General features: G+C 64.7%; 16 protein-coding genes. 5 read left to right on the plus strand and 11 right to left on the minus strand.

Annotated elements, in window-relative coordinates; translation table 11 throughout:
- Positions 1-6 precede the first annotated feature (6 nt).
- Positions 7-2145, minus strand: a complete 2139-nt coding sequence (locus FCT00_RS01465; RefSeq protein ID WP_138421564.1) for a caspase family protein — start codon at positions 2143-2145, stop codon at positions 7-9.
- A gap of 164 nt (positions 2146-2309) precedes the next feature.
- Between FCT00_RS01465 and FCT00_RS01470 the strand changes: the two genes are divergently transcribed.
- Positions 2310-4061, plus strand: coding sequence for an alpha/beta hydrolase (locus FCT00_RS01470; protein WP_138421565.1), 1752 nt, complete (start codon positions 2310-2312; stop codon positions 4059-4061).
- An 11-nt stretch (positions 4062-4072) separates the two neighbouring features.
- Here the strand turns inward: FCT00_RS01470 and FCT00_RS01475 are convergent, their stop codons facing one another.
- Genes FCT00_RS01475 through FCT00_RS01490 form a run of 4 tightly spaced genes read right to left on the minus strand, consistent with a single transcriptional unit; the run spans position 4073 to position 7567 of the window.
- Positions 4073-4900 (minus strand): metal ABC transporter permease, encoded by an 828-nt coding sequence (locus tag FCT00_RS01475; RefSeq protein ID WP_138421566.1) that lies wholly within the window; start codon positions 4898-4900, stop codon positions 4073-4075.
- On the minus strand, positions 4900-5760 hold the full coding sequence (locus FCT00_RS01480; protein WP_138421567.1) for a metal ABC transporter permease: 861 nt from the start codon (positions 5758-5760) through the stop codon (positions 4900-4902). Before FCT00_RS01480 ends, FCT00_RS01475 begins: the two co-directional genes overlap by 1 nt.
- Positions 5757-6650: a manganese/iron ABC transporter ATP-binding protein gene (locus FCT00_RS01485; RefSeq protein WP_050771997.1), complete on the minus strand. Its 894-nt coding sequence runs from the start codon at positions 6648-6650 to the stop codon at positions 5757-5759. The genes FCT00_RS01480 and FCT00_RS01485 overlap by 4 nt, the downstream gene beginning before the upstream one ends.
- Positions 6651-6661: 11 nt before the next feature.
- The gene (locus FCT00_RS01490) at positions 6662-7567 is read right to left on the minus strand and encodes a metal ABC transporter substrate-binding protein (RefSeq protein ID WP_138421568.1); all 906 of its coding nucleotides are present in this window, start codon (positions 7565-7567) and stop codon (positions 6662-6664) included.
- 174 nt (positions 7568-7741) lie between these two features.
- Between FCT00_RS01490 and FCT00_RS01495 the strand changes: the two genes are divergently transcribed.
- On the plus strand, positions 7742-8164 hold the full coding sequence (locus FCT00_RS01495; protein WP_138421569.1) for a Fur family transcriptional regulator: 423 nt from the start codon (positions 7742-7744) through the stop codon (positions 8162-8164).
- A 3-nt stretch (positions 8165-8167) separates the two neighbouring features.
- Here FCT00_RS01495 and FCT00_RS01500 read toward each other — a convergent pair whose 3' ends face one another.
- The 5 genes from FCT00_RS01500 to FCT00_RS01520 all read right to left on the minus strand — a co-directional run bounded on the left by FCT00_RS01500 (position 8168) and on the right by FCT00_RS01520 (position 13801).
- Complete coding sequence (locus FCT00_RS01500) at positions 8168-10051, minus strand: bifunctional sugar phosphate isomerase/epimerase/4-hydroxyphenylpyruvate dioxygenase family protein (RefSeq protein ID WP_138421570.1); 1884 nt, start codon at positions 10049-10051, stop codon at positions 8168-8170.
- Positions 10052-10054: 3 nt separating this feature from the next.
- Positions 10055-11350, minus strand: a complete 1296-nt coding sequence (locus FCT00_RS01505) for a TRAP transporter large permease (RefSeq protein WP_008334701.1) — start codon at positions 11348-11350, stop codon at positions 10055-10057.
- Entirely contained in the window at positions 11343-11864 is a 522-nt protein-coding gene (locus FCT00_RS01510; protein WP_008334700.1) for a TRAP transporter small permease, read from the minus strand. Before FCT00_RS01510 ends, FCT00_RS01505 begins: the two co-directional genes overlap by 8 nt.
- A 65-nt stretch (positions 11865-11929) precedes the next feature.
- The gene (gene dctP / locus FCT00_RS01515) at positions 11930-12904 is read right to left on the minus strand and encodes a TRAP transporter substrate-binding protein DctP (protein WP_138421571.1); all 975 of its coding nucleotides are present in this window, start codon (positions 12902-12904) and stop codon (positions 11930-11932) included.
- A 21-nt stretch (positions 12905-12925) separates the two neighbouring features.
- Positions 12926-13801, minus strand: coding sequence for a shikimate dehydrogenase (locus FCT00_RS01520; protein ID WP_235888916.1), 876 nt, complete (start codon positions 13799-13801; stop codon positions 12926-12928).
- 153 nt (positions 13802-13954) lie between these two features.
- Between FCT00_RS01520 and FCT00_RS01525 the strand changes: the two genes are divergently transcribed.
- From FCT00_RS01525 to FCT00_RS01535, 3 genes are read left to right on the plus strand one after another with little or no spacing between them, the layout of a single operon-like run.
- Complete coding sequence (locus FCT00_RS01525) at positions 13955-14602, plus strand: TetR/AcrR family transcriptional regulator (RefSeq protein ID WP_008334697.1); 648 nt, start codon at positions 13955-13957, stop codon at positions 14600-14602.
- Between the two features lie 3 nt (positions 14603-14605).
- Positions 14606-15538, plus strand: coding sequence for an alpha/beta hydrolase (locus FCT00_RS01530; protein WP_138421572.1), 933 nt, complete (start codon positions 14606-14608; stop codon positions 15536-15538).
- Positions 15520-15999, plus strand: a complete 480-nt coding sequence (locus tag FCT00_RS01535; RefSeq protein ID WP_235888917.1) for a DUF3237 domain-containing protein — start codon at positions 15520-15522, stop codon at positions 15997-15999. The genes FCT00_RS01530 and FCT00_RS01535 overlap by 19 nt, the downstream gene beginning before the upstream one ends.
- Before the next feature lie 45 nt (positions 16000-16044).
- Here the strand turns inward: FCT00_RS01535 and FCT00_RS01540 are convergent, their stop codons facing one another.
- Complete coding sequence (locus FCT00_RS01540) at positions 16045-17172, minus strand: FAD-dependent oxidoreductase (protein ID WP_138421573.1); 1128 nt, start codon at positions 17170-17172, stop codon at positions 16045-16047.
- Positions 17173-17238 lie beyond the last annotated feature (66 nt).

Raw genomic sequence — 17238 nt, forward strand, 5'->3', positions numbered from 1 at the left:
AAAGGGTCAATTCGATTCCAGTTCCAGAAAAGCCACCGGTTTGGGCACGACCGTCCAGCGCCAGCTTTCGACCCAGACGTCTGCCACGCCTGCGGCCGACATGGCGCCACGGGTGACGCGGCCCGACGACAGGCCCGACAGAAAGTCGTTCACCGCCGTCACCTGCGGCCCGCCACGCGTCGCGGCATCGGCAGCCCCGCAGTTTTCGATCAGGCCTTCGAGGTTCAGGGGTTCCGCATTCGCCATCGCTTCGGACACGATGACGAACATGCGCTCTTCCCCGGCGCCGTAGCCGCCCGGACAGTCCGAGCACAGGAACATCCCCTCGCCCACCCTTTGCGCCGCCGTCGCATCCTCGATCCGGGCATAGCGGGCGTTGATGCAATAGTGTGAATCGATGTGGATGCGGTTCACGTCCCGCGCCCCGCCGACGACACCACGCGCCGAGACCGTCAGCCCGTCGCATTGTTTGAGTTCGGAGTGAGGCGCGAGCGGCAACGGCGTGGCATTGGCGCGCCCGATTGCAGCCCGGCATTCGGCCTGGGGTGAAACACCGGCATCCGCCGGTTGCAGGTCGGCGGCGTTGACCGCGAGCACCTCGGTCTTCACATCGACCGGGCTCGGGTTCAGGATCGAGGCCGCCCCGGCAAGCGATCCGAACAGCCGTGCGGCGGTTTCGGCCTTGGCGATGCGGGTGACGATCGGGCCGAGCGGCCCGTCGTCCGGTGCCCAGCGCAGGCCGATTGGAAAGCCGCCGACCGTGGCGCGCGGACCGAACCACAGCGCCGTGCCGTCCCACACCGTCTCGACCTCATAGGCTTCGCTGGACAGGCTGAGGGCAAAGGCCGGATCGCCCATCGCAGCACTCAGGGCCACGACCGCAGGGTGGTCGGGTGCAAGCGGCTCGCCCGAAGCCAGATCGACCGGCGGCGCGAAGCCGACACGAAGGTCTACGGGGCGCGCCAGAATCTCGGCGAAGCGGGCGGTTTCCGGCAATTCCCCGGCAAGGTCGCACAACTCCGCCTCCATCGGCACGCAATCCGGTGCGACGGGTCGAAGGAGTGCGTCGGTCGCCCCCACGGCTTCAAGCTGGGCGAGGCCCGTGAAATCGCCGGACGAGGCATTGGCCGCGTCGACCAATCCGACGAGCGTGCCATCCGTCATCCCGTGCACCAGCCCGGCCCCGATCAACTCGCCATCGACGGGAAAGCGCCGCACCCCGATCGTGGTCGCATCGCCGAACACGGTCGCGTCGATCAGATCGCCCTCCCATAGCGGGGTTTGCAGGCGGGCCGCGCCCGGCACGCTCTGGTCGTTCATGTCGGACAGAACCGCCTGAAACAGCTGGCGGAAGGTGTAGGTCGCCTCGCCCACCAGATGCGCGGCAAGGCGTGAGGTGAAGACGCCGAACCAGTCCTCCCCCCGATCTTCGCCGCCCATGTCGACTTCGCGCGCAGGCTCGGAGCTTTGCGCGGCATAGAACGCGATGATCCCACCGGGCAGGTCGGCGCTGCCCGCGTCATCACGATCCTCGCGCCGGGCGCCGCGTTCGGTCGAGGCGCCGAGCGAGGCGGGATCGACAAATCGGGTGGCGACGTTCGAGCCGACACCCCGCAGGCCGGTGCCCGAATTGCAGCTATCCATGACAAGCCAGACATTCGCGCCGGTGGCGCGGATCGCATCGACGGCGGCCCCGATCTCGTCATCCAGAATGGCGTTCGCGATCAGTCCCGTGCCCTCGGCAGCCCGGCCCGCATCGGCAGGCAGAAACACCTCGTCCAGCCCATCGGTTTCGTCGCCGTCCCGGTCGGTCTGCCGCGTGCCGTGGCCGCTGAGATGGATGAAGACGAAATCGCCCGCGCCGACGGTCGCGGCCTTTTCTGCCAATGCCGACAGGATCGCGGTCCGGGTCGGTCGCGTCCCGCCCTCCAGATGATCGGCGAGGAGCGTGATGTCGGTGACACCGCGCCCGGTCAGCGCATCCGCCAGAAGCCGCACGTCGTTCGGCGGCCCCTTCAGATCTCTGATCCCGGATTCGATGGTGTAGTCGGCAACCCCCACCAGAATGGCGGATACCTCGGCACGGCTTGACCTCGGCCACAGGGCCGCGATCAGGATCGCAATGACGAGCGCGACGGTTTTCACGGGTCTTCCCCCACCGAAAGAAACTTTGGCGCAATTGTGATTCGAGAAATTATCGAACCGAGCCTACGCCCATTTCGCCCATTTCCCAAACGACCCAATTCGACGGCTTTACAGAAACGGACCAGCCGATAGCATGTCCCGACGTTCGGCAACCGGGATTCATCATGTCGTTTCTGCGCTTTTCGTTTCTGATCGTCGCGATCCTGATGACCAGCGCACCGCGACCGGCAAACGCCCAGACCGACGGTGCGTTTGCGCGGCTGCAACTCGAACTCGCCGACCTTTCGACGCTGCCGGTCGACGAGGCACTCGCCCGCGTGGATGCGGCGCTTGCCGGGGCGGGTCTGGCCGATCCGCGCATCACCTTCGACCTCGGGATGGCCAAGGCCGAACTGCTCGTCGAAGCCGGACGGATCGAAGAAGCCGCGCGGTTCTATGCCCAGCTCGGCGCCCTTGCCGCCCGCGAACGTCAGGTACTGGAGGAAGACCCCGTCGCGCTTTACGACACCGCAGCGACGTTGTTCGTGCAGGCGGGCAATCCCGCCGCCGCGCTTGAGATGGTTCAAGGCATCCTTGACGAACAGCGCGATTCCGGGCGGTCGGGCGATATCCTGTCCGCCACCTTCGCGCGTCTGGCCGATCTGGCCCGGCTGGCGGGCGACGAGGCAGCCGCCGAAAGCTATGCGGCCTCCGCAGACTTCGCCGCCACCGCCCCGGCCTCTGGCTTCGGGTCCACCCGTGGCGAAGGTGACGGCGGCTTTCACGAGGTCGAGGTCTTCTATGCGACGGACCGCGCGCGGGGGGATGAAAGCCAGCCGTCGACCTTCTATTCCGGCATGCGGGGGGACGCGCTGGAACTCGGCATCGCTATGGTGAGCATTCCGCCGGACCATACCCCCGCGCTCGTCGAAGCGCCGAGCATCTGGCGGTTGGAGTTCGGGCCGAACCCGGCGAAGCATGTGGTGCTTCACAGCGTCGTGCCGGTCGAACCCGGCGACTTCTACGACACGATGCGCACGCGGCTTGAGGATCGGGCCGCCGACGACCTGTTCGTTTTCGTGCACGGCTTCAACGTGCCGTTCGCCAGGGCCGCCCGCCGCACCGCGCAGATGGCCCATGACATGAACTTTCCGGGTGTCCCCGTGCTTTACTCATGGCCCTCGCGCGGCAGCGCCTTCGCCTATGCCGCGGACGAGGCGTCGGTCCGGGTGTCGGCCCGGCGGTTGACCCACTTCCTCGACGACCTCGTCGCCCGGTCCGGCGCAGGCACGATCCACATCGTAGCGCACAGCATGGGCAACCGGGCGCTGACCGATGCGCTGGAGTTGATGGCGTTGCGCAACGACATCGAAACGGGCGACGATCCGGTCTTTTCTCAGGTGGTCTTCGCCGCACCCGACGTGGATGCCGGGCTGTTTTCGGGCATGTTGCCGACGATCCGCCCGGTGGCCGAACGGTTGACGCTCTATGCCTCGGACCGGGACTTCGCCCTCGCCACGTCCCGCCGTCTGCATGGCAGCGCACCGCGTGCGGGTCAGGCCGGAGACCTGTTGCTGGCCGACCCGAACCTCGACAGCGTGGATATGTCGGACCTTGGCGACGACATGCTGGCCCATACCTATTTCGCAAGCGACAGTTCCGCGCTGGCCGATCTGGTCACGCTGTTCTGGCGCAACGCGGACCCGTCGCAACGCTGCGGGCTGGCCCCGCGTGCCGCACAGGCCGGGACGCTCACGCTTTGGCATTATCAGGCGGGCGCCTGCGACGACACCACGCTGGTCGAGATAATGACGCATCTGCAAAAGGCCCGTGTCACCAGTCTGGACGCCGCCGAGAAGATCCTGACCCAGACCGTGCGCGACCCGCTCCTGCTCGACAGCCTGACCCCCGTGCTGGAACGCCTGATGGCGCACTAGGCGGCGCGGTGTCAGGCCAGCGTGGCCCGGCGCACCAGAATGGTTCGGCGCACGAAGGCCGCGACGAAGAAAGCGGTGAGGATCAGGATGATCGTGGGCGCGGGTGCACTGTCGAGAAAGAAACTCGCGTAGGTGCCGCCCAGCGTTGAGATCAGGCAGACGACCACGGCCACCCAGAGCATCGCGCCCAACCGGCGCACCAGCAGGAACGCCGTCGCCCCCGGCGCGATCAGCAGACCCACGGCAAGGATCAGCCCGGTAGCCGACAGGGTCGCGACGATGGTCAGCGACAGGATCGTGAGCAGCCCGTAATGGAGCAGCCCCACCGGCAGACCCGAAGCCTGCGCTTGTGCCGGATCGAAGGCATGAAGCATGAGGTCACGCCATTTCACCAGCAGTGCCACGACCACGACCGCCGCGATCCCTCCTGCCGTCCAGAGATCCTCGGCACCGACGCCCAGCATGTTGCCGAACAGGATGTGGTCGAGGTGGACGTTGGTGTTGAGCGAGACATAGATCACCAGCCCCAGCCCGAACATGCCGGAAAAGACGACACCCATCACGGTATCCTGTTTCACCCGGCTGTTCTCGGACAGATACCCGGTCGCAGCTGCCGTCACCATGCCGGCCGCGAAGGCGCCGAGGATCAGGGGCAGGCCCAGCACATAGGCGAGCACGATCCCCGGCAGGACCGCATGGCTGATCGCATCGCCCATCAGCGCCCAGCCCTTGAGCACGAGGAAGCAGGACAGAAGCGCGGTCGGCACCGCGACGATCGCGGAAATCAGAAACGCGTTCTGCATGAACGGGAACTGAAACGGCATGAGAAGCACGTCCATCAGGCCGCCTCCCCGTCCAGTGCCGCACGCGCCTTGCGTCTGGCCGCGAGAAGCCCATGTTTCGGTGCGAAGAGGAAGGTGACGAGGAAGATCACGGTTTGCAGCACGACGATGATGCCGCCCGTCGCGCCGTCGAGGAAGTAACTCGCATAGGCACCGACGAAACTCGTCACCGCGCCGATGGCCACCGAGGTCAGGATGAGCCGCGGGAAGCGGTCGCAGAGCAGATAGGCGGTCGCCCCCGGCGTCACCACCATCGCGATGACAAGAAACGCGCCGACCGTCTGCATCGCGGCCACCACGCTGGCCGAGAGGAGCATGAAGAACACGGCCTTCAGCAGACCGGGGCGCAGCCCGATCGACCGCGCGTGGCTTTCATCGAAGAACACCACCATCAGGTCTTTCCACTTGGCGATCAGAACGGCGAGCGAGACGAAGCCGATGATGGCCAGTTGCAGCGTGTCATCCGGCGAGATGGCGAGGATGTTGCCCATGGTAATGGTCTGAAGCGACACCGCCATCGGGTTCACCGAAGCCATGAACAGCCCCAGCCCGAAGAACGAGGTGAAGATGATCCCGATGATGACATCGACCTTCAGCCCGGAACGATCCGACAGAAACAGCATCGCCGCCGCCGCCAGCCCGCCCGACAGGAACGCCCCCAGCGCGAACGGCAGGCCGAGCAGATAGGCCCCCGCAACTCCCGGCACGACCGAATGCGACAGCGCGTCGCCGATCAGGGACCAGCCCTTGAGCATCAGGTAGGACGACAGAAACGCACAGACCGCACCGACGAGCGCCGAGACCCACATCGCGTTGGTCATGTAGCCGTAGGTGAAAGGCTCGAAGAGCACGCTCATTCCTTGCGCTCCGTCACCCTTGTCTCGTCGCCGTATTGGACGAAGGGGCGTTCGTCGTCGGTCAGGATCGAGATATGGCGCGCGTCCTCGTCGTCATGCAGGTCGGTGCCGCCCAGCGTGAAGTGGCGAAGCACGCCGCCGAACGCGGCTTCGAGGTTCGCGCGCGTGAAGGTCGTCTCGGTCAGGCCGTGGTTCAGGACCGTGCCCTTGACCAGAACCGTGCGATCACAGAACTCCGGCACGGTGCCGAGGTTGTGGGTCGAGACCAGCATCACCCGGCCCTCGTCGCGCAACTCCCGCAACAGGGCGATGATCTGTTCCTCGGTTTTCACATCCACGCCCGTGAATGGCTCGTCGAGCAGGATCACCTGCCCGTCCTGCGCAAGCGCGCGGGCCAGGAAGACGCGCTTTTTCTGCCCGCCGGACAGTTCCCCGATCTGGCGGTGGCGAAAGTCGCCCATGTTCACCCGGTCGAGCGCGGCGGCGACGGCGGCGTGGTCGGCTTTCGACGGGCGGCGCAGAAACCCCATGTGGCCATAGCGACCCATCATCACCACATCCTCGACCAGCACGGGAAAGGACCAATCGACCTCTTCCGACTGGGGCACATAAGCCACGAGGTTGCGCTTCAGGGCCTCGCGGACGGACATGCCCAGAAGCTCGATCTCGCCGCCCGCGACCGGCACGAACCCCATGATCGCCTTGAAAAGCGTGGACTTGCCCGCACCGTTCACACCGACGAGCGCCGTCACCGTGCCGCGCGGGATCGCGAAACTCGCATGGCGCAACGCGGTGTGACCGTTGCGGTAGGTCACGGTGACGTCACGCGCGGTTATGCCGGCGGTCTGCGCTTCCACGTTCATCACTCCCGCTGCCTTGTCTGCCTGCATGAATACGCGCCTCAGCCCCCGTTGGATGCAAGGCCTTTGACGACCGTCTCGGCGGTGACGCGCAGAAGATCGAGGTAGGTCGGCACCGGGCCGTCCGGCTCGGACAGGCTGTCGACATACAGCACGCCGCCATAGGCTGCGCCGGTTTCGCGCGCGACCTGTTCGGCGGGCGACGTGTTCACCGTGCTTTCGCAGAAGACCACCGGAATGTCGTTGTCACGCACCCCGTCGATCACCTTGCGCACCTGCTGGGGCGTTCCGTTCTGGTCGGCGTTCATCGGCCAGAGATACAGCTCGCGCAGACCGAAATCGCGGGCGAGGTAGCTGAACGCCCCTTCGCAGGTGACGAGCCAGCGTTGGTCTTCGGCAATCTCGGCGACCGTTTCGCGCAGCGGTTCGAGAATGGCGCGGAGTTCGTCCTTGTAGGCGGCCGCATTGGCCTCATATGTCGCGGCGTTGTCCGGGTCATGTTGCGCAAAGGCGGCGGCGATGTTGTCGATATAGACGATCGCATTGTCGAGCCCCATCCAGGCATGGGGGTTCGGCTTGCCCTCATATGCGCCCTCCGCAATCGGGATCGGCTCGATCCCATCCGTCAGCGTCACCGATGGGACGTCGCCCAGATTGCGCAGGAACTGCTCGAACCAGAGCTCCAGATTCATCCCGTTCCACAGGATCAGATCGGCGTCCTGCGCGCCGACAAGGTCGCGGGGGGTCGGCTCATACCCGTGAATCTCGGCGCCGGGTTTGGTGACAGACACCACCTCGGCCGCCTCCCCCGCCACGTTCTCGGCCATGTCAGCCAGCACGGTGAAGGTGGTCACCACCTTCATCCGGTGTTCGTCAGCCGTGGCGACCGAGCCCATCAGGGCGCTTGCCGCGACACCAGCCACGAAAGCGATTATCCGCGTTCTCATCCTCTATCCTTTCCGTCGCTGCCCTGTGCGCGGCCAGCGCGCCACCAGTTGCGAATGAATTGCAACTAGGGATACAGATTCTCAAGCGTCTTGCAAGTGCAAATCATTTGCAACAAGGTGACCCGAGATCATTTTGCCATGGGCGGCCCCGCCCCAGACGTATATGACCGAGACATGACCGGTTCGCAGGACGACACACTCCTAGAACGCTCGCGAAGAAGCGGCCTCAGGATCACCGGGCAACGCCGTGTGATTCTGGAAGTGCTCGAAGGCGCCACCGACCACCCGGATGTTGAAGAACTACACCGCCGCGTCAGCGCGATCGAGCCGGGCGTGAACATCGCCACCGTTTATCGCACCATGAACACGCTGGCCGAGCGTGGTCTGATCGAACGCCATACGTTCGAGGACGGACGCACCCGGTTCGAACCCGCGCCCACCGACCACCACGACCATTTCATAGACGTGGACACCGGCGACGTGATCGAGTTCGTGTCGGACGAGATCGAGCGGTTGCAGGAAGACATTGCGCGCCAGCACGGGTTCGAGATCGTGAGCCACAAGCTTGAACTCTACGTCCGGCGGATCAAGGACTAGCCGCTAGCGGGCAGGCATCCCCCGCCCCCGCACCTGCCTTTTCTGGGCGGCGATGCGGAACGGGGCATTGGGCGCGCCGAAGCCGGTGTAACCCGGATCGCGTTGCAGGATCTCGAAGAACAATCCGCCTGCGAAAGCCTTGGAATAGCACTGGAAGAACGCGCCTTTTTCGTCGTGATCGTAAAGGACATTCAACTCTTGCATCCGCGCCAGAAGGTCCGGCGCGATATCGAAGCGGGCCGCGAGGTCGTCATAATAGTTCTGCGGCATCGGCAACGGCTCGAACCCCCGCGCCGTCATGTCGGTGAGCGTCGAAAAGATGTCGTCGGTCGCGAGCGCCACGTGCTGAACCGAGGCACCGAAGGTTTCGGATAGGAAGCGCCCCGCAAGCGTGCGGTGACTGTCGGCCCCGTTGAGCGTGATCTTGAGCGCCCCGTCCGGGCTTTCGACCACCTGACTGCGCACCAGCCCGTCCGGGTCGAACACATCGACCATGGCCGATTTCCGCATGTCGAAGACCGAGGTATAGAACAGCGTCCACGACAGCATGTCCTCGTAACTCATGGTCTGCGCGATGTGGTCGATGCCCGTGATCCCCGCGCCCGCCGGTGTCTCGCTCTGCCCGAATTCGACCTGCCAGACGTGTTCGAGCCCGGTGCCTTCGTCGATGAAATGCAGCACCGAACCGGACAGGCCGCGAATGGCCGGAATGTCCATCTCGCCCGGCCCGATGGGCTGGGAAAACGGCGCGATCCCAAGCGCCCCGGCCCGGTCGACGACGGCTTGGGCATCCTCCACGCGCAACCCGATATCGCAGACGGTCGTGCCGCGCGCGTTGAACGCGGTCGCGGCGTGTCCCTCGGTCTCCTTGTTCAGCACGATCCGCACGCCGCCTTGGCTCCACAAGCTGACCGCCTTGTTGCGGTGGGTGCCGGAGGGCGCGAAACCCAATGTCGCCAGAAGCGCTTCGAGCTTGTCGGCCTCGTCCCCGCGCGTCGCGAATTCGATGAAGCTCACCCCGTGGCTGGGCACCCGGGCTGGAATGCGCGGCAGGTCGATGTCCAGCGCCGGCTCGGCCCGGCGCACGTCATCCATCAACGCGACGAGCGAGCGGTATCCGTCCTGCGCCACCTGCCGCGTGGAGCTTCCCCGGAACTGATCGTTGAAAATCTCCAGACTGATCGGCCCGTCATATCCGGCCGCCATGACCGCCTGCATGAAGGCCTTGACAGGCAGATCGCCTTCGCCCGGCATGTTGCGGAAGTGGCGCGACCAATAAAGCAGGTCCATGTCGATCTTCGGCGCATCGGCCAGTTGGATGAAGAAGATCTTGTCGCCGGGAATGCGCCGGATCGTCTCGGGGTCGATGCCGCGCCCGAGCGTGTGGAAACTGTCGAGGATCAGGCCGATGTTGGGATGATCCGCCCGGCGCACGATTTCCCATGCGTCGCGATGGTCGCTGACATGCTTGCCCCAAGCCAGCGCCTCATACCCGACCCGCATCCCGCGCGCCCCCGCCCGTTCGCCCAACTCGGCGAAATCGTCCGCCGCCCGGTCGATCCCACCGAGCGCCTTGGGATGGCAGGAGGAGCAATAGAGCACCAGATCGGTGCCAAGCTCGCCCATCAGGTCGAACTTGCGCTCGGCCCTGTCGAAGGCTTTGGAACGGTAGGGTTCCGGCAACCCTTCGAAGTCGCGGAACGGCTGAAACAGCGTGATCTCAAGCCCGTGGTCGCGCACCATCCGGCCCACGTCGCGGGGCGAACCGTCGAAGGCGATGAAATCCTGCTCGAAGATTTCGATCCCGTCGTAGCCCGCCGCCGCGATGGCCTCCAGCTTGTCCGTCAGTGAGCCAGAGATCGAGACGGTCGCGATGGAGGTTTTCATGGCTTACCCTTGGTATCCCAGAAGCCGCGGCAGGAAGAGCACGAAGTCCGGCACGAAGGTGATGACCATCAGCGCCACGAGCAGCGCGATGATGAACGGCCAGACATCACGTATGATCCGCCCCACCGGCTGCTGCGTGATGTTCGCGGTGATGAACAGCAACAATCCGTAAGGGGGCGTAATCAGCCCGATCATCGCGTTCACCACGACGATCACGCCGAAATGGACAAGGTCGATGCCCATGGCCCGCACGGACGGGATCAGGATCGGGACGATGATCAGCAGGATCGCGCCCCCTTCCAGCACCATGCCCAAGGCGAGGAACAGCAGGTTGATGACGATCAGGAACCAAAAGCGGCTGAGTTCGTACTGGCCGAGGAATTCGCTGATCGACACGGGAAGGTTTTCGCGCGTGATGACGTAGTTGAACGTGATCGCACCGGCGACCAACACCCCGACGCTCGCGGTCGACCGGGCCGACCCCAGAAGCGCCTGATAGAAGTCTTTGAACGACACCGAGCGGTAGAACAGCGCCGAGACGAGCAGCGCATAGAACGCGGCCACGGCGGCGGCTTCGGTCGGGGTCATGATGCCGCCGTAGATGCCGCCCAGAAGGATCACGGGCAGCATCAGGGCCGGAAGCGCCTTCCACGTAATGCCGGGCAGGTCGCGCATCGGCACCACTTCGTCCACCGGGAAATCGTGGCGGCGGGCCATGATGTAGTTCATCACGCCCATCATCAGGGCCATGAGTAGACCGGGCAGCATCCCGGCGGCGAACAGGAAGCCGACCGATTGGTCCGACACGATGGCATAGAGCACCATCGGGATCGACGGCGGGATGATCGGGCCGACGGTCGCGGTGGCGGCGGTGATCGCGGCGGCGTAGCTTTTCGAGTATTTCCCGTCGCGCGTCATCAAGTTGATGATGATCTTGCCCATGCCGACCGCATCCGCGACGGCGGACCCGGACATGCCGGAGAAGATCAGCGACGAGACCACGTTGACGTGCCCCAGCCCGCCGCGGAACCGGCCCACCAGCGCCTGCGCGAACCTGAGCAGACGGTCGGCCAGCGACCCGATGTTCATGATGTCGGCGGCGAGGATAAAGAGCGGGATCGCCAGCAGCGTGTAGTTGTTGAAGAGGCCCTGAAGCAGCGTTTCGGACGCGATCGACGGATCGAAGCCCTTGAAGATCAGGTAGACGAAGCTGCCCGCGATCATGGCAAGTCCGACCGACGCCCCCATGAGCGTCAACGCCACGATCAGGATCAGCGCGAGCGTGAAGGGATCAATCATAGTCGTGCGTCTCCGCGCTCGTTTCGGTGTCGAAGGTCGGCCCGGTGCCGCGAATGCCCGCCCACGCGGTCATCAGGCCGCGCACGGCGACCGAAATCGCGAAGGGAATGTAGATGATGAAGACCCAGAAGAACGGCACGCGGATATAGGCCGTGCGCTCGCGCATCATGAAGTCGATGTAATCCCACGACGCGGGCAGCGTGTAGAGAAAGATCGCGGCGATGGTCAGACCCACCACCACGTCCATGCCCCGGCGGATGCCGCGCGGCATGACGGAATAGACGATGTCGAGCCGGATGATATCGGTTTCGCGGACCACGAAGGCGAAACCGAAGAGGATGCCCCAGAGCCACGCGATCGTCACCCATTCCACGGTCCAGCCCACCGGAAGGCTCAGGAAGTACCGGAATACGATCTGAAGGATGAAGGTGACGAACATGGAAAACAGGAGCAGCGCGAGAATGTTCTCGGCCCGCCTGCCCAGCCAGTTCCAGATGGTCTTCGCCTGTTCCATATGCCCCTCCGGCTCGTGAAGGCAGGCGAGGTTTCCCCCGCCTGCCCGTATCGCGTTTGGTGTGCTTACTGACCGACGGCCTGAATGGCCTCGACCAGCCCTTCGGGCCAATCGGCCGAGTACTTGCTGTCGGCATAGACGCCCAGCACGTGCTCCTGGAAGGCGGCGTTGTCGGGGGCGTAGACGGTCACGCCGGCGGCTTCGATCTCGGCGCGCTTGCTTTCTTCAAGCTCCAGCGTCGAGGCGTCGAGCGCGGCTTCGAAGTTGTCGGCGCATTCCTGCACCTTCGCCTGCTGCTCTTCGTTCATCGAATTCCACTTGTCGAGCGAGATGGTGAACTCGTTCGCCGCGATCAGGTGGGACGTGGTGCCGATGTAGTTGATGACCTCGTGGAACTTCATCGACGCGGTCGCCGGGAAGCCGTTGTCCTGACCGTCGATCGCACCGGACTGAAGCGCGGTGTAAACCTCGGTGAAGGCGACGGGGACCGGGGTCGCGCCCATGGCCTGACCGACGAACTGCCAGCCTTCGCCGCCCGGCATCCGCAGCTTCATGCCTTCGAGATCGGCGGGCGTCATGTATTCCTTGTCGCCTTTGTAACCCAGATGACGGGCGCCGATGTAGGGATAGGCGAGGATCTTGACCCCGGCCTTCTCTTCGATCTCGGCTTCAAGATCGGCCAGAACGTCGCTGTCGTAGACGGCGCGCATGTGCTCGTAGTCACGGAACAGGAACGGGGTGCCCAGAACGCTGGTCGAGGGGACCTGGTTGTAGAAGTCGAAGATGGCGAGGTTGCCCATGTCGAGGTTGCCGCGCTGCATCGCGGTCAGCTCGGTGCCCTGCTGGAACAGGGTCGCGCCGTGGTAGGGCTGGAAGTTGAAGCCGTCGCCAAGGCAATCGCCGAACTCGGCCTTCAGGATGGCCGAGCGCGGATCGGTTTCCGGCACGGTATCCGAATAGGTGAGTTCGACAACGTCCTGCGCGGACGCAGCACCGGCCGCACAGATGGCCAGAGCCGAGATGGTGGTAGTGAAACGCATTGGTAATCCTCCCTTTCGCGTTCAGTTTGGGTCGGTGAAGGCCTCGAACGTGGCCCGCATCCGGTTGGGATCGGGGACCAGCCCCGAAAACAGTTCAAAGGCGCGCACGGCCTGAAACACGGCCATGCCGGAGCCGTCGAGCACCCGGCACCCCCGCGCGCGCGCCGTGGCCAGAAGCTCGGTCTCACGCGGGAAATAAACGATATCGGCGACCCAGTGGCGCGGCTCGATCAGATCGGCCGGGATCGCCATGCCGGGCAGTTTCGCCATGCCCATCGGGGTGGCGTTCACGATGCCGTCGGACCCGGCCGCCGCAGCGGCGAGGTCGGTGATCGCGCGGCCCTCGACCGCATCCGCAAGTGCGGCGGCGGCCTCGGTGTTCGCGTCGTAGATGAACAGGGTTTCGACACCCACATCGCGCAGGGCATGGGCCACCGCGCCGCCGGCACCGCCCGCGCCCAGAAGCAGAACCGCCTCTTTCGGCGCATCCGGCAGACCCCGGCGCAGGCTTTCGGCAAAGCCCCAGAAATCGGTGTTGTGACCGCGGCGCTTGCCGTCCCGGAACACGACGGTGTTCACGGCCCCCACCTTGGTCGCGGCGGGTGACAGCTCGTCAAGCAGCGCCATCACTTCGCGCTTATAGGGAAAGGTCACGTTCAAACCGGCGAATCCGTCCGCCTCGGCGCGGTCGATCAAGGCGCTCAGGTCGGGCGCGCTTTCCATCGCGTCCGGGTCGATCAGGTCGTAAGCGTAGTCGAGGCCCAGCGCCTTGCCTTCAGCGACGTGCATGGCCGGTGTGCGCGATAGCTGGATACCGCGACCGATCAGACCGACCTGCACCTTGCGTGCAGTCGCATCCGGCGCGTCTTGCGCTGTCTCGGCCGAGCCAAGCTTCATTCCAGTCATCCTCCCTCGCCCGGCGAACGAGTCGTCCGGGCATGGCGCCAAAATGGAATCGCGGTTTAAATCTGTCAATCACTTTTAACTTGGGGTTTAATTATTGACGTGCTAACCCTGTCTGAAACGGGGAGGAGAAAATTGGCCAAGTCATTGGAAAAAAATACGAAACCAAAGTCTGGCTGGAAGCAGGACCCGGAGCGGGTCAAGCGTGACATCATCGAAGCGGCGATGGCCGAGTTCGCGCAGAACGGCCTTTCCGGCGCCAAGATCGACGATATCTCGGCCCGCACGAGCACCTCGAAGCGGATGATCTACTACTACTTCGAGGACAAAGAGACGCTTTACATGCGCGCCCTCGAAGCAGCCTATTCCAAGGTCCGACAGGGCGAGGAAAAGTTGGATCTGGACGTTCTGCCCCCAGTCGAGGCGCTTGAACGGCTCGTGTCGTTCACCTTCGACCATCACCGCAAGAACACCGATTTCATCCGTATGGTGATGATCGAGAACGTCCACCACGCGGATTACCTGAACGCCTCGACCGTGATCCGCGGGCTGAACAAGAAAGCCATCGCGCGACTGGAAACGCTCATCGCCCGTGGCGAAGCGTCCGGCGATTTCCGCGAAGGACTCGATGCGACCGAACTGCACTGGCAGATCTCGGCGCTCTCCGTTTTCAACGTGTCGAACAAGCCGACGTTTTCATCGCTGTTCGGCAAATCTCTCTACACCCGCGAAGGACAGGACAGGCTGCGCGAGCGTGCCGTGTCGATGGTTCTTGGCGACGTTCTGAAAAGGTGAAACATGCTCAATCCCCAAATCGACGCCTTCATGGCGAAATGGACGTCCGAATGGGCCTCGCTCAAGCCCGGCGCGACCCTGCCCGAACGCAAGGCGCATTTCGAAGGCGTGGCCGCGAACATGGCGTTGCCCAAGCCCGAGGACGTGGATGATGCGACCGAGCATCATATCGAAAGCGCGGCGGGCCCGGTGCGCGTGCGCGTCTATCGCCACACCTCTGGCGGCACGCAGGATTGTTTGATCTACGCCCATGGCGGCGGGTTCGTACAGGGCTCGCCCGAAACCCATGCCGACATCACCTCGCGGATCGCGTCGTGGAACAAGCAGACGGTCGTATCGGTGGATTACTACCTTCTGCCCGACCACCCGTTTCCCACCGCGTTCCTCCAGATGTGCGACGTGGCGCGGTGGTGCCGTGCGAACGCCGACCTGCTGGGGATCGACCCGGACCGCATCGCCGTCGGCGGCGATAGCGCGGGCGGCAATCTGGCCGCGGCCACGGCGCTCGCCATGAAGGACGAGTTTCCGTTCATCGCCCAACTCCTGATCTATCCCGTCACCGAGTTCGACCTCGAACGCCCGTCGATGATCGCCAACGCCAACGCGCCGCTGCTACAGACCAAGGGGATGGCGGCGAACAACCGGATGTTCGTGGGTGGCGAAGAGAACGAGCACATGCTGCGCGACGATCCGCGTTGCGCGCCCTACGTGGCCGACGATCACTCAGGCGCGGCCCCCGCCTTCGTCGCTGTGGCCGAGAACGACCCGCTTTACGACAGTGGCGTGATCTACGCCGAAAAGCTCAAGGACGCCGGGGTTCCCGTCGTGCTCGACAAGGGCGACGGGTTGATTCACGGCTACCTGCGGTCGATGGAATATTGCGACGACGCGCAGGCCAAGCTGCGCAAGATGACCGAATGGCTCGCCGCCCGATGAAACCCGCCACGCCCGGTCTCGACCTCGCCTTCACCATCGAGGCCGAGATCGACGCGCCGCTTTCGGCAGGAACCTCGCCCGATGGCGAGCGGCTCCACATCCCGATCACCGGCGGCCGGGTCGTTGGCCCCCGCCTCACCGGGCGCGTCCTGCCGGGCGGGTCGGATTGGCCGGTGATCGCGCCGGACGGCACCAGCCGGATCGAGGCGCGGTATACGATCGAAGCCGAGGACGGAACGCCGATCTACGTGGTGAACAAGGGGCTGCGCGTTTCATCCGACGACGTGCGTACACGGCTTCGGTCGGGCGAGACCGTCGAGCCGTCTGAGTTCTACATGCGCGCCGCCCCGGTGTTCGACGCACCATCCGGCCCGCACCGCTGGCTGACCGAACGGCTTTTCATCTGCTCTCTCGCCCCGATGGGCCGCACAATCCGGATCGACGTCTACATCGTCACCTGAGCGTGCCGATCCTTTCGGGCTTGGCCCCATAGGCCGAAAGCGCGGTCAGATCGGTTGGGCCATCATGCCCATCGTCTGACCGTTCAGCGCCCCCACATCGACGGGCGGCACCTTGCCCATCTGGGCGTCGCCGATCAGGATCGATGTCTTGGCGACATGGGCCACGCGCGGCATACGGCGCGCGCGGAAGGCCGCGAACACCTCGTCCGGGGTGTCGTGCTTGCCCAGTTCGTCGGCCAGAACCAAAGCATCCTCGATCGCCATGCCCGCGCCTTGCGCCAGATGCGGCGTCGCCGCGTGAACGGCATCGCCAATCAGGACGACGCGGCCCTTGTGCCAATCGTCCTCCAGCAAGATGACCTCGAGCGGGCGGGCCACCACCTCGGCATCCTCGGTGATCTGGTCGAGGTATGCGGCGATCTGGGGCGGCGCCATGCTGCGCAAGGCCCGGTCGCGCATCGCGGCGGCAGAGCCTTCGACGGGAAGTTTGAACCCCTCAGGCTCCTCCGACAGAAGAAACATATACATCAGGTCTTCGTTCAGCGGCGTCAGCCCGGCGTTGCAGGGACCGGCGAAGACGTGGATGCCCTCGACCTCGGGCGGGCGGCGCAGGTTGTACCGCCAGACCCATTGCCCCGTGTAGCGCGGCTGCGGCGCGTCCGGCAGGATCATGCGGCGGGTGGACGAGAACACGCCGTCGGCCCCGACGACGATGTCGTATCGCGCCGTGCCGCCGTCGGAAAAGGTCACGTCGACCCGGTCGCCGTCATCCGCCATCGCGGTCACCGTGATCCCAAGGCGCACGGTCGCACCGACCTCGGCCACCTTGTCGGCCAGCACCTTTTGCAGGTCGCGGCGCAGGATTCCGGCGTTCGAGGGATAGTCGGGCCCCGCCAGACGCGGCGCGTCGAACTCGGCTTCCTTGTGCCCCTGCGGCCCGACGAACAGGGTCGTCCTGTCGAACCCCCAGGCGCGCGAGAGGTAGTCGTCGAGCACCTGAAGCTGGTGCATCGCGCGGATCGAATTCATCTGCTGGATGATCCCGACGCCATAGACCGTCCATTCCGGGTCGCGTTCGATGATCTCGACCTCGATGCCTTTCTGCCGCAGCGCGATTCCGGTGCACAGCCCGCCGATCCCGCCGCCAACGACGAGTGCCTTGTCTACCTTCATGACCCGTTTCCTCCCTGTTCGGGGTGAACCCTAGGCAGGGTTGAGGTATTTGGAAAATTGACAGGT

It is taken from the genome of Maritimibacter alexandrii, from assembly GCF_005871115.1.
GTDB classification, from domain to species: Bacteria; Pseudomonadota; Alphaproteobacteria; order Rhodobacterales; family Rhodobacteraceae; genus Maritimibacter; species Maritimibacter alkaliphilus.